This is a genomic window from Paenibacillus salivarius, assembly GCF_051307165.1.
In the GTDB taxonomy this organism is placed as follows: domain Bacteria; phylum Bacillota; class Bacilli; order Paenibacillales; family Paenibacillaceae; genus Fontibacillus.
Window position 1 is genome coordinate 642,519 of the sequence record NZ_CP195592.1, and the last position, 12,670, is coordinate 655,188.

14 protein-coding genes are annotated in these 12,670 nt (G+C 56.0%); 12 read left to right on the forward strand and 2 right to left on the reverse strand.

Annotated features, from left to right (window positions below):
• Positions 1-87: 87 nt before the first annotated feature.
• The 7 genes from ACSFXJ_RS02890 to ACSFXJ_RS02920 all read left to right on the forward strand — a co-directional run bounded on the left by ACSFXJ_RS02890 (position 88) and on the right by ACSFXJ_RS02920 (position 5,646).
• Positions 88-513 (forward strand): Rrf2 family transcriptional regulator, encoded by a 426-nt coding sequence (locus ACSFXJ_RS02890; protein WP_435923729.1) that lies wholly within the window; start codon positions 88-90, stop codon positions 511-513.
• Between the two features lie 31 nt (positions 514-544).
• Entirely contained in the window at positions 545-1,606 is a 1,062-nt protein-coding gene (locus tag ACSFXJ_RS02895; protein WP_435923730.1) for a lactonase family protein, read from the forward strand.
• Between the two features lie 57 nt (positions 1,607-1,663).
• Positions 1,664-2,017, forward strand: a complete 354-nt coding sequence (locus ACSFXJ_RS02900) for a hypothetical protein (protein WP_435923731.1) — start codon at positions 1,664-1,666, stop codon at positions 2,015-2,017.
• A gap of 470 nt (positions 2,018-2,487) precedes the next feature.
• Complete coding sequence (locus tag ACSFXJ_RS02905) at positions 2,488-3,546, forward strand: sulfate ABC transporter substrate-binding protein (RefSeq protein WP_435923732.1); 1,059 nt, start codon at positions 2,488-2,490, stop codon at positions 3,544-3,546.
• 82 nt (positions 3,547-3,628) lie between these two features.
• Positions 3,629-4,459 (forward strand): sulfate ABC transporter permease subunit CysT, encoded by an 831-nt coding sequence (gene cysT, locus ACSFXJ_RS02910; protein WP_435923733.1) that lies wholly within the window; start codon positions 3,629-3,631, stop codon positions 4,457-4,459.
• 79 nt (positions 4,460-4,538) lie between these two features.
• Positions 4,539-5,402, forward strand: a complete 864-nt coding sequence (cysW, locus tag ACSFXJ_RS02915; protein ID WP_435923734.1) for a sulfate ABC transporter permease subunit CysW — start codon at positions 4,539-4,541, stop codon at positions 5,400-5,402.
• Positions 5,403-5,430: 28 nt separating this feature from the next.
• Positions 5,431-5,646, forward strand: coding sequence for a YezD family protein (locus tag ACSFXJ_RS02920; RefSeq protein ID WP_435925663.1), 216 nt, complete (start codon positions 5,431-5,433; stop codon positions 5,644-5,646).
• A gap of 65 nt (positions 5,647-5,711) precedes the next feature.
• On the opposite strand, the gene ACSFXJ_RS02925 is transcribed toward ACSFXJ_RS02920, so the two are convergent.
• Positions 5,712-6,602, reverse strand: a complete 891-nt coding sequence (locus ACSFXJ_RS02925; protein WP_435923735.1) for a hypothetical protein — start codon at positions 6,600-6,602, stop codon at positions 5,712-5,714.
• A gap of 125 nt (positions 6,603-6,727) precedes the next feature.
• Here ACSFXJ_RS02925 and ACSFXJ_RS02930 point away from each other — a divergent pair, with 125 nt between their 5' ends.
• The 5 genes from ACSFXJ_RS02930 (at position 6,728) to ACSFXJ_RS02950 (ending at position 11,426) form a co-directional block, all read left to right on the forward strand.
• Complete coding sequence (locus ACSFXJ_RS02930) at positions 6,728-7,408, forward strand: DUF421 domain-containing protein (RefSeq protein WP_435923736.1); 681 nt, start codon at positions 6,728-6,730, stop codon at positions 7,406-7,408.
• A 156-nt stretch (positions 7,409-7,564) separates the two neighbouring features.
• Positions 7,565-8,389, forward strand: a complete 825-nt coding sequence (locus tag ACSFXJ_RS02935) for a sulfite exporter TauE/SafE family protein (protein ID WP_435925664.1) — start codon at positions 7,565-7,567, stop codon at positions 8,387-8,389.
• Position 8,390: 1 nt separating this feature from the next.
• Entirely contained in the window at positions 8,391-8,768 is a 378-nt protein-coding gene (locus tag ACSFXJ_RS02940; RefSeq protein WP_435923737.1) for a DUF1634 domain-containing protein, read from the forward strand.
• Positions 8,769-8,992: 224 nt separating this feature from the next.
• Positions 8,993-9,631: an NAD(P)-dependent oxidoreductase gene (locus ACSFXJ_RS02945; protein ID WP_435923738.1), complete on the forward strand. Its 639-nt coding sequence runs from the start codon at positions 8,993-8,995 to the stop codon at positions 9,629-9,631.
• A gap of 112 nt (positions 9,632-9,743) precedes the next feature.
• A complete protein-coding gene (locus tag ACSFXJ_RS02950; protein ID WP_435923739.1) occupies positions 9,744-11,426 on the forward strand; it encodes an NAD(P)H-hydrate dehydratase in 1,683 nt (560 codons plus the stop codon).
• A gap of 333 nt (positions 11,427-11,759) precedes the next feature.
• On the opposite strand, the gene ACSFXJ_RS02955 is transcribed toward ACSFXJ_RS02950, so the two are convergent.
• Positions 11,760-12,659 (reverse strand): SDR family oxidoreductase, encoded by a 900-nt coding sequence (locus tag ACSFXJ_RS02955; protein WP_435923740.1) that lies wholly within the window; start codon positions 12,657-12,659, stop codon positions 11,760-11,762.
• Positions 12,660-12,670 lie beyond the last annotated feature (11 nt).

The window sequence follows — 12,670 nt, forward strand, 5'->3', positions numbered from 1 at the left end:
TACCCTTTCAATTTCGAATTTTTTCACATAGACAAGCGAGAACATTATATCATATTCATGATATGATGCCGACTTGGGGGGAAATACATGAATAGCGAGTTTATCATAGCCGTCCACTGTATGCTGTTCCTGTACACCTGCGGAGACGGCAGGACGAACAGCGAACAGATCGCTTGCAGCGTATCGACGCATCCTGCGCGCGTCCGCAAGGTGCTTGCTTCGCTACGAAAGCAGGACTACGTATCCACGAAAGAAGGAGCGGGCGGCGGCTACCGGTTGAACGTTTCGTTGGATGATATTACCCTGGGGGATTTATACCGGATGTTTGCGAGCGGCTCGCTGCAACGCGGATGGTGTTCGGGCAGCGAGCAGTCGTCGTGTCTCGTATCATCCAATATTCACTCCGTGATGGAGCTGATTTTGAGCGGGGGCGAGGAACGGCTTGAGGCCTATTTTCGCGAAATTAAATTATCGGACGTTCATCGTCTGCTAAAAAAATATAATACTGAATAGGCCAAAGGCCGATTAAGGAGGAAGATGGAAAATGAATGAGCTGAGAACGGGTGAAGAATTGCCGATTTACGTAGGTACGTACGCTTCAAAAGAAGAAGAAGGGATTCATCTTTGCGGTTTGAATCCGGAAACGGGGGCGCTTCGGCTCATCGGCAGTACATCGGGTATTGAAAATCCTTCTTTCCTCATCCTTAATGAAGAGGCGAGCCGGCTGTATGCGGTGAGCGAGCAGGCTCAAGGCGGCGTTGCCGCTTATGCGGTTGACCCTGCCAATGGCGGACTGGCCTTGCTTAATACAGCGCCGACGGAAGGAGCGGATCCGTGTCATTTGTCGCTTCCCCGGGACGGAGGGTTATTGGCGGCGAACTACTCCGGCGGGAATGTTGCGCGTTTTGCGCTGGACGGCGAGGGGTCTCTGAATGGCCTGACATCTTTGGTGCAGCATGAGGGACAGGGCCCCCGCCAAGACCGGCAGGAAGCGGCGCATGCCCACAGCGCGGTCCCGGATGAAGCCGGGGCTTATGTTTATGTTTCCGATCTCGGAATGGACCAGATCGTGTATTATCGGACCGAGGAAGGTAAGCTGGTGCGCCAAGGCGCGGTCCAGTTGCCTCCAGGCGCGGGTCCAAGGCATTTTGTGTTTCATCCGAACGGCAGCCATGCGTATGGAATTAATGAATTGAACAGCACGATTACGATTTATGCCCGCGACCGGGAGCAAGGCGGACTGGAAATCATCCGGCATGTCAGCACGTTGCCCGAAGGCTTTGCGGGCGAAAACTACCCGGCGGACATCCATCTTTCGTCGGACGGAAAGTATTTGTACGGATCCAATCGTGGGCACGACAGCATCGTCCGTTTTGCCGTCGATCCGGCTACCGGTGCGCTTGACGCGCCGGAATGGACGGGCACCGGCGGCAAGTGGCCGCGGAATTTCGCGGTGCTGGACGGCTACGTGATTGTCGCAAATCAATTCAGCGACAATATCGTTGTGTTCCGCAGGGACGCGGACAGCGGCAGCCTGACGGAAACCGGACAGGAGCTGGCGTTGGCAAAGCCGTCCTGCGTGGTGCCGGCGGCGAAGGGCAAGTAGGAGATCGATTGAGCGAGCGAGATAATCGGAAGAAGCGATGGTAAGGGGAGAAAAACCTTGCCATCGCTTTTTTTATGGGATACTGGCCGAATACTGTATGAAAAATCGACCATAATTAGCGTTCTGGGTGCAAAACGGGCAAACGTGTATGAAAGATCGACCATAATTAGCGTTTTAGGCGTAAGACGAGCAAATGTGTATGATAAATCGAATACAATCAGCGTTTTGGGCGTAGAACGGGCAAATGTGTATGAAAAATCGACCATAATTAGCGTTCTGGGTGCAAAACGGGCAAATGTGTATGAAAAATCGACCATAATTAGCGTTCTGGGCGCAAAACGGGCAAATGTGTATGATAAATCGACCATAATTAGTGTTCCAGGCGCAAAACGAACAAATGTATATGTCTAATATGAGCAACGTACTCGGGTATGCGGACTCATAAGATCATGTATTTAGAATGTGGAATGTGGTGGGTTAAGGCACGTATTGGCTAGATTTATGTACATGTATTCCGACTAATCTGCGGGGATAAACATGAGAAGCGGCATTTTAAGCCCAAGAAACGTATTTAATGCCCCGCCCAAGCCTCGGACTTTTAGGCATTTTTTATTTAAAAAAAGGTTTGACAACAATACCCTGGGCATTTACAATAACACCATAACATACTAAACAGGTAGGAATAATTAAATTATGTTCTAGCCGTACGGACGGAGGAACGCTCTACTTGCCAAGGCAGACACGGGTAGCGTCTCGGCCTGACCGATTACGGCAAAGGCGTTTCTCCGTTTTTTTGCTTACATTACGGGGGGTATAAACCAAAAAACAGGTAACTGCCCAGCAGAAAGAAAATATAATGATGGAGATTGGAGTGATACGACATGAAAAAGGGTTTGAAAAAGGGAGTTTTACTCAGTTTGGTTCTGGCGATGACGGCGGTGCTGGCGGCCTGCGGTTCGGACGCCGGGGCAAAGAACGGAGCGGGAGACGGCGACGGTGCAAAGAAGACGGTCGAGTTACTGAACGTGTCCTATGACCCGACCCGCGAGCTTTACGAAGAATACAATGCGGCATTTGCGGCTCACTGGGAGAAGGAAAAAGGACAGAAGGTCAAGATCAACCAATCCCATGGCGGTTCGGGCAAGCAAAGCCGGGCGGTGATCGACGGCCTTAAAGCCGATGTGGTTACGCTGGCCCTCGGCTACGATATCGATGCCATTCAGGAAAACGGCCTGATCAATGAGGGATGGCAGCAAAAATACGATGTGAACAGCTCCCCTTACACCTCGACCATTGTTTTCCTGGTTCGTAAAGGCAATCCGAAAGGAATCAAGGACTGGAACGATTTAATCAAAGACGGCGTGGAAGTCATTACGCCGAATCCGCAAACGTCGGGCGGAGCGCGCTGGAACTATCTTGCGGCGTGGGGATATGCCTTGCACCAAAACAACAACGACGAGGCGAAAGCCCAGGAATTCGTCAAACAATTGTTTGAGCACGTTCCGGTACTGGACAGCGGCGCACGCGGCGCGACGACGACTTTCGTAGAACGGGGACTCGGCGATGTGCTGCTGGCCTGGGAAAACGAAGCATGGCTGTCTGTCGAGGAGCTCGGTCCGGACAAATTCGAAATCGTTTATCCTTCCGAGAGTATTTTGGCAGAGCCGCCTGTTGCGGTAGTAGATAAAAATGTCGATAAGAACGGAACGCGTGAAGTGGCGGAGGCGTACCTGGAATACCTGTATTCCGAGGAAGGCCAGACCATCGCGGCGAAAAACTATTACCGTCCGACCTTGGACAGCGTAAAGACGCAATTCGCGGACCAGTTCCCGGAAATCAAGTTGTTCACGATCGATGAAGTGTTCGGCGGTTGGGCCGAAGCGCAGCCGAAGCATTTTGGCGACGGAGGCATTTTCAGCCAGATTTATGCCCCTAAATGACCGACCGTATCAAACGGAGGCACGCTTTCGGGTTTAACCTTAACGGGTCCGTAGAGCGTGGATGATGAAAGGATGAAAGTGGATGCAAACTAGTGTATCAAAGCGCGGCGTCCTGCCCGGCTTCGGGCTCTCGATGGGCTACACGGTACTTTATCTCAGTCTTATTGTTTTAATTCCATTATCCGCGCTGCTGTTGAACTCTACAGGACTAACCTGGGGGAAATTCTGGGATGTCGCCACCGATCCGCGGGTACTGGCTTCGTACAAAATCAGCTTCCTGACGGCCGCAGGCGCGGCGCTGATCGATACGGTGCTGGGATTGCTGCTAGCCTGGGTATTGGTCAGATATGATTTTCCCGGAAAAAAATTGTTCGATGCGATGATCGATTTGCCTTTTGCGCTGCCGACTGCGGTGGCTGGGGTGGCGCTGACGGCGATCTATTCCCAAAACGGCTGGATCGGATCGTTGTTTGAACCGTTGGGCATTCGCCTTGCTTATTCGCCGGTCGGCATTACGCTGGCCCTGATGTTTATCGGTATTCCTTTCGTCGTCCGGACCGTGCAGCCGGTGCTGCAGGATCTGGACGCCGAGGTGGAGGAAGCGGCCGCGACGCTCGGCGCAAGCCGGTTTCGCACCTTCCGCTCCGTCGTGTTCCCGGAACTGTTGCCGCCGCTCCTGACCGGTTTTGCGCTCGCTTTTTCACGCGGCATCGGAGAGTACGGTTCGGTCGTGTTTATCTCCGGCAATATGCCGATGAAAACGGAGATCGCGCCGCTGCTCATTATGACGAAGCTGGAACAGTTCGATTATGCGGGCGCTACGGCGGTAGCCATCCTCCTCCTCCTGATTTCGTTCGTCTTGCTGCTTCTGATCAATTCGCTGCAACGCAGGGTTCGCAAAACAGCGCGATGATCCGTTGGCCTGTTAACGGCAAACTTACAAGAATGGACGAATTTCAAAAAGGAATAGCGTAGAAAGGGGCGAAAAGCAAATGGCCGGTTCCGTGCCTTTGGCTTCAACGAAAACTTCAACGGGAAGAGCCCGGAAGACCCAGTCCTCCGGAGCGATGAAATGGATTTTGATCGGCGCGGCCGTTCTGGTGCTGCTATGGCTGATCGTGCTTCCGCTGGCGGTTGTGATTACCGAGGCGCTGAAGAAGGGGTTCGGCGTATATATGGATGCCATTACGGATCCGGACGCATTGTCGGCATTGCGGTTGACGCTGCTCGTCGCGTTGATCACCGTACCGCTCAATACGATATTCGGGGTGGCCGCAGCCTGGGCCATCACCAAGTTTCATTTTCGCGGGAAGCAATTGTTGGTGACTTTGATTGATTTGCCGTTCGCGGTATCTCCGGTTATCGGCGGACTTATTTACGTGCTGGTATATGGGGCCCACGGCTGGTTCGGCCCTTGGCTGGATGACCACAATATCAAGATTATTTTCGCCCTGCCGGGGATCATCCTGGCGACGATGTTCGTCACCTTCCCCTTTGTGGCCAGAGAGCTTATTCCGCTGATGGAGGATCAGGGCCAGCAGGAGGAAGAGGCGGCGGTTACGCTGGGGGCCAAGGGCTTCCGGATTTTCTGGAAGGTCACGCTGCCGAACATCAAATGGGGGCTTTTATACGGAATCATATTGTGTAATGCGAGAGCGATGGGTGAGTTTGGAGCCGTTTCCGTCGTCTCCGGCCATATCCGGGGAGAAACGAATACACTGCCGCTCCATGTCGAGATTTTGTATAACGAGTATCAATTCTCCGCTTCTTTCGCGGTAGCTTCGCTGCTGCTGCTGCTGGCACTCGTGACCCTGCTGTTGAAGAGCTGGTTCACGAGAAAGAGCGTTCACCACTAATAAACGATCATTTTAGGAGGGCTGCATGATGGCTAAACCGTTAAAAGTAGATGAAGTCTGGTTGGAACGGATCGCAGGGCTGTTGAATGAGATGGAATTCGGATCTTTAAACATTGTCATTCATGAAGGGCAGATCGTTCAGGTTGAACGGACGGAACGCAAGCGGTATGAACTGGGCCCGGCGGCTTCGGTCAAATCATCCGGCGCGTCCAGACATGCAGCCAAAGCATTGCGCAAATCTTAGCTCGGAAAAGATAACAAAAACGCCTCCTTCCCGGTCGAAGTGGAGGCGTTTTTGTTTTGGAATCTTTATTGATCGTGATCCGGGGATGGGAGTCCGGGCTCAATTTCCGTGAGAGATTGATCGCGTCCGGCATAAGGCCGCGACTTTCGCGGCTTGCTGGCGGTGAAGCGAAATCCCGCAATAAAGAGCAAAAGCTGGAATGTCAGTATGTAAGGCGCGAAAGTCAATCCGAACAGATGCAGAAGAAAGAGCGCCGATATCAACAAGGACCAGATTCGCTGCAGCAGGGTGCCTGCGTTAGGACGATGTTCATCCATCAGCGCCGGGTAAAGCAGCAAGAGGGAGAAAACCGCGGATCCGAAATGGGACCAAATATTCAATTGCTCTTCAAAGCCGTACTCCAAAACATTTCTTTCGCCGTTCAAAATTTGCAGAAGCGAGCTGATCAGGTACAGTGCGGAAATGGCGAACAGAAACGGGATGATGGGACGCACCTGCTTCCACAACGCGTATCCGAGGCCGGGATTTTCCGCCCGGACGAGGAGCTTGTCCCGTTCGCCCGACAACCGGTCGATTTCCCGCTCCAGCGTTTTCAGCAGGAGCGGCAAGCGCGCTTTATCCCTGTCGCCGGCATAGGCGGAAATTTGCGCGAGCAGATCCTCCGTGATATAGGGTGCCGCCTGGCAGCCCAGCAGCCGGTCAAGCAGCAGTCTCTCCTCGTCCGCGGAGAGCGGGCTTTGCTGTTCGTTTTCCTGGATCAGCGCGCTTTGCGCCGCAGCGTACTTCTCCAGGCTGCAGCCAAGCCGATCAAGCCGGGTCCGCTCCCTCCGCGCCGAGCCCCATTTGTTCGTTCCGTACAAGACGAGGAAAAGTCCAAGCATCAGCATCGCGGTCAAAGAGGCGGAATTATGCTGCAACAGCCAGGCCATCCATTCCGACAATGACACCGAAATCACCCTTTCCATATTCCTTCTACCACTATTGCATACTGTCAGGACGGATTTCAAGCGTCTTCAAGCTCGCTTTTTCACTTTTCGGGTTAAAGGGTATATAGAAGGAACTAAGTAGGGGAGGGGTTGTCATGGATTTCGGGCAAATTGCGTTCAAGCTTGCCGTCGGTTTTGTCGGGCTGTGGCTGCTTACCCGCTGGCTCGGAAAAAAGGAAATTTCGCAGTTAACGCCGTTTGATTTCGTTTCTTCGCTCATGTTAAGCGAGCTTGTAGGCAACACCGTATATCAGAAGGATGTTCGTTTTATCGAATTGCTGTACGCCCTGTTTTTGTGGGGATTGCTGTCGTTCTTGTTCGAGAAAATCACCCAGCGCGCCAAACGTGCCCGTGGCATCCTTGACGGGAAACCTTCGATCCTGATCCGCGACGGAAGAGTCGATTTGAAGGAGCTTCGAAAAAACAGCCTTGATTTCGACCAGCTTCGGATGCTGCTCAGACAGCAGGGGGTTTTCTTCATAGGCGAGGTGGCTTATGCTATATTTGAGGCCAACGGGTCGCTAAGCATTATGAAAAAGCCTGAAGAAGAAACGGTAACGCGGCGGGATCTTCGGCTCGGGTCGGAGGAAGCCGGACTGTCTTACGGTCTGATCGAGGACGGAAAAATCAACGTTGAGAATCTTGACCTGATCGGGAAGGACGAATACTGGTTGCTCAAGGAGTTGTCGAGGCAGGGGTTCGGCGAGTTGGAGAACGCGGCTTACGCGGAGTGGAAAGAAGGGAAAGGACTGTTTATTTTAAAACGTAAAGAGTAGGAGCGTAATGACCCGAGGCCAGGGGAAAGATATGTTGGGAGAGTTTTGAAAGAAGAGGGGGCGAGTAACGGGCGGCCGGGGTTTGTGTGAGGAACAAGCCTTGGGGTGAGAACGCAAGAATGGTTTACATAAAGGAGATGCAATGTTTTGACTACGATGGTAATTGAAATTTTTCTGATTGCGATCCTGGCGGGGATTGTGGGTTCCGTACTGGGTCTTGGCGGGGGGATCGTCGTGACGCCGGCGCTTACCCTGCTTTTTGGCGTTGACATCAACCATGCGATCGGAGCGAGCATTATTTCCGTCATCGCCACATCCAGCGGCTCGGCGGTAGCGTATATCCGGGACCGGATTACGAACCTCAGGGTCGGGATGTTCCTGGAGATCGCCACCACGGTCGGAGCGATAACGGGTGCCTTTATCGGCGCGCTAGTCGCTCCGAAGTTTTTATATTTTATATTTGCTTTGCTGCTGCTCTATTCCGCCTATGCGATGGTCAAAAAAGGGAAGCAGGAAATTCCGGAAAATGTGCCGAACCACCCGGTGGCCGAGAAGCTGGGACTTTCGGGAGAATACTATGACAAAGCGCTGGGAAAATCGGTTTCGTACAATGTGGACCGGGTGTATGAAGGATTCGGCGTTATGTACGGAGCCGGGGTCGTCTCCGGTTTGCTCGGTATCGGCAGCGGCAGCTTCAAGGTAATGGCGATGGACGTGTTCATGAAAATGCCGCTCAAGGTGTCGACGGCGACGAGCAATTTTATGATGGGCGTCACCGCGGCCGCCAGCGCCGGCATTTACTTGCTTCGGGGGGACATCGTTCCCGTCATTTCCGCGCCAGTCGCGCTCGGGGTTTTGGTCGGGGCTACGGTGGGGTCGCGGATCATGCAGCGCCTAAAGAGCAAGACGATCCGCAAGCTGTTCATTCCTGTCATGGTATATATCGCATTTCAAATGATCTATCAGGGATGGAGGGGTTAACATGACGGAACCGAATGAATCGCAAAAAAGCCGGGTAATAGAAGTGGAGACGGCCGTCAGCAAAATGCTGCGCATCGGCGTAGTCATCGCCGGAGCTGTCATCATTGCAGGCCTGCTCATGTATCTAATCACCGGAAACAGCGGCTACCCGGGGGATACGTACCCCACTACCTTTGGGGGCATTTTTCAAGGACTTGTAGAGCTGAAATCGGTGGCTGTCATCGAAACGGGGCTGTTGCTCCTCATATTGACTCCAGTTTTCCGCGTGTTCGTCTCGTTGTTTGTATTCCTGGAGGAAAAGGATTACCGGTTCGTTTTGATTTCCGCAGTCGTTTTTGTCGTCCTGATTGTGAGCTTTTTGCTCGGTAAGGCAGGCTGATATTTGGCGAACTTCATGCAATAAAACGGCCGATTTTGGAACTCTATAACTATCGTTGATTAACTGGTGAATTGGAGCCTGATAAGATGAACTAAAGCGTGGGATGCGGCAAGAGAACAGCATCAAATCCCGGGAAACGCGGTGCTGGCCTCCGTGACCGGGTTCTGGCGCTCCATATCCTTGTCGGCGGTTCATTTTATAAAAATGAAGGGAGCTTTAAAAATATGAAAATCGCGATTTTCGGTAGTACGGGCACGATCGGCAAAGCCGTTTTGGAGGAGGCGCTGCGGCGCGGACATGAGGTGACGGCGGTGGTTCGGGATCCCGGGAAACTGGGCGATACGGCCGGTCGGGAAAACTTGCGCGTTGTGACCGGCAACATCATTTCCCCGGAATCGGTGGCCGCGGCCGCCGAGGGCTGCGAAGTGGTGGTCAGCGCTTACGGACCTCGCTTCGGCGAGGAAAACGAGCTGTCCGAGGCGACCCGCTCGCTGATCGAAGGCGTTAAGCGGGCTGGAAGCCGCCGGCTGATTGCGGTTGGCGGAGCCGGGGGACTTGAGGTCGAGCCGGGCGTGCGCCTCCTGGAGACGCCGTCATTTCCGGACGAGATCCGGCCGTTGGCCCGGGCCCATGAAGAGGCGTATCAAATTTATCGCGACTCGGACATCGTATGGACGGTGCTCAGTCCGGCGGCGGTGATCGAGCCGGGGAAACGGACCGGGCAATTCCGTATAGGCATGAATCAACTCGTTGTGGATGAACGGGATCAAAGCCGGATTTCGGTAGAGGATTATGCGGTCGCGATGCTGGATGAGGTGGAGGATCCGCAGTTCACGCAGGCGCGGTTTACGGTGGCTTATTAAAAGTTGAGGCGGTTCGCGGGTGTGTTCGGATGGATTTTGCCGGATCGCCCCTGAGTGTGCGCCGTAGCCGGAAGGAAATAGATGCAGTTTCGTTAAACGGGGGAAGGGACCAATGAAATTTCTCATGTCCGATCAAATGAGAGAAGTGGACCGGTATACGATTGAAGAGCTGGGCATCCCGGCGATGGTGCTTATGGAAAATGCGGGACGGGCCATCGCGGAGGAGGTACTGCGGCTTTGTCGGTCCCGACGGGGGCGGGCGCAAAAGCAAAGGCAAAGGCATGATGAACCCCGGCAGGCGGAAGGCTGCTATGTTTATGAAGAAGCGGACAAGGTGCCGGGGTTCGCGGCGGTAAGCGATCCGGAAACGGGCTCCGATGATTCCGGAGAGTATTGGGTTGTCCTTGTCGGCAAGGGTAACAACGGCGGGGACGGGCTGGTATGCGCCCGTCATCTGGCGGACGCGGGCGTCGCCGTGAGCCTGTTGTATGCGGAGCCGCCGGAGCGGCTGCGCGGCGAGGCGGCGGCCCAGCACGAGATCGTGAAACGGCTCGGGCTGCCGGGCCGGGTGTACGATCCCGAGGCGGGAGCCGGGATCGTGGCGGGGGGACGAGACCGGGCGGTGACCGGTCTCGTCGATGCGCTGCTCGGCACCGGAACGAAAGGGGCGCCGCGCGGGGTTTACGCTTCCCTGATCAGGGAAGCGAACGAAAGCGGTCTGCCGATCGTGGCGGCAGACATCCCGAGTGGGCTGGATGCCGATACCGGCGCCGTTCACGACCCCTGCATCCGGGCCCGGGTGACGGTCAGCCTCGCCTTTTTGAAGGCGGGGCTGACGCAGTATCCGGGGGCCGGTCAGGCGGGGGAAGTGGTCGTGCGCTACATCGGCATCCCGCGCCGGTTGCCGCTGGGGATGAGCGCGGCGGGCACGGTGTTGACGCGCGAGGCGCTGGCCGGCGAGCTCGGCGTCGATGCGGAGCGGCCGCGGCTGGCGGACGGCCACAAGGGCACTTACGGGCACGTGCTGCTCGCCGCGGGCAGCCTGCCGATGAGCGGCGCCGGCCTGCTGGCGGCCAAGGCCGCGCTGCGCGCCGGCTGCGGCCTCGCCACGTGGGCGCTGCCGGAGGCGCTGCTGCCGCGGCTGCTCGGGGCCGTGCCCGAGCTGATGCTGGCGCCGGCCGCCGACGGCGGGTCCGGCGCCTGGAACGAAGCCGCAGCGAACGAAGTGCTGCGGCTGCTCGAGGCGCGCGACGTGCTTGCCGTCGGCCCGGGGCTTGGCCGCTTCCCGGGCGAGGCGGCGTTCCTGCGCGCCTTGTGGGAGGGCACCGCGACGCCGCTGGTCGTCGACGCGGACGCCCTGAACATCCTCGCCTCGGCCGGAGGCCTCGCGGCGTGGCCGCGCCGGGATGCGGCGACCGTGCTGACGCCGCATCCCGGCGAAATGTCCCGCTTGACCGGCCTCAGTACGGCCGAGGTCCAGCGGGACCGGATCGGCGTCGCCCGCCGGTTCGCCGCCGAGCATGGGGTAACGCTCGTCCTGAAGGGCGCGCGTACCGTGATCGCGGCCCCCGACGGCCGCGTGTTCGTGAACGTCACCGGTCATCCCGGCATGGCGACGGGAGGCTCCGGCGATGTGCTGACGGGCATCATCGCCGGCCTCCTGGCCCAAGGCCTGGACGGCGTGCAAGCCGCCGCCTTCGGCGCGTACCTGCACGGCCTGGCCGGGGAACAGGCCGCCGCCCGCCGCGGCAATCCCGCCTCGTTGCTTGCGGGCGATATAATCGACGCCCTGTAAGCGTCAGCCCTTTAACAACGGGTGTTGGGCATTTTGCCCGCTTTTCCTTGTGCCGCAGGGGGAGTATGATCCGGGGCATGCTTGGCCGAATGCCGCACATTCCTTCATCCCGCCTCCGGTTGGATTTTTTCCAACGAAATGACCTGTTGCAGCAGCTCTTAGGGCCGGCGATTGGAAAAAATCCAATGATTTAGCGGAGATTCGGGGAATTGAACCCGATCAGGCGGCATTTCGTTGGAAATTTTCCAATGAAGCGGGGGAAATCGGCTTATTGTCTTGTTCCTGGTTGGATTTTTTCCAATCAGGGCTGATAGAAAGCCGATTGGATCTTCCTTACGTCGTCACCATCGCACCGCCGTTCACGTGCAGGACCTCGCCCGTGGCGAAAGAGGAGTCGTCGCTGGCGAGATAGACGTAGGCCGGGGCGAGCTCGAACGGCTGTCCAGCGCGACCGATCGGAGCGTCCGTGCCGAAGACGGCGACTTCCTCGGCGGAAAAGCTGGACGGGATCAGCGGGGTCCAGACGGAGCCGGGGGCCACCGCGTTGACGCGGATGCCGCAGCCGATCAGGGAGAGCGACAGCGACCGTGTAAACGACACGATCGCGCCTTTCGTCGAGGAATAGTCGATCAAGGTTTTATGTCCTTGGTAAGCGGTAATCGAAGCCGTATTAATAATGGAGCTTCCGGGCTTCAGGTGAGGCAGCGCCGCCTGCACCATATAGAAGAACGGAAAAATATTCGTCTGGAACGTCTGAATAAGCTGCTCTTCGCTAATGTCGAGGATGCTGTTTTGAGGGTACTGGACCGCGTGGTTGTTCACGAGCACATCCAGCCGTCCGAAGCATCGCATCGTTTCTTGGACGACATGGCAGCAGTTGCTTTTCAGTCGGAGATCGATCTGAATCGGCAGGCATCGCTGCCCGATTTCTTCGATTCTCCGCTTCGTATCGAGCGCGTCCGAGGTTTCCCAAAGGTAGGGGATGACGAGATCTGCCCCTTCCTTCGCAAACGCGATCGCGGCGGCGCGTCCGATTCCGCTGTCACCGCCGGTAATGATCGCCACTTTGCCTTTGAGTTTTCCGCTGCCCCTATACTCCGGGTTTTCGGAAATGGGCCTGGGGTGCATCAGGCTTTCAAGTCCGGGCTGAACCGGCTGATGCTGCGGCGGGAAAGCGATGGGCTGCTCCTTGCAGACCTTTTCCTTGCCGACATATGGATAGACGGGGATCATTTTGATTGGCT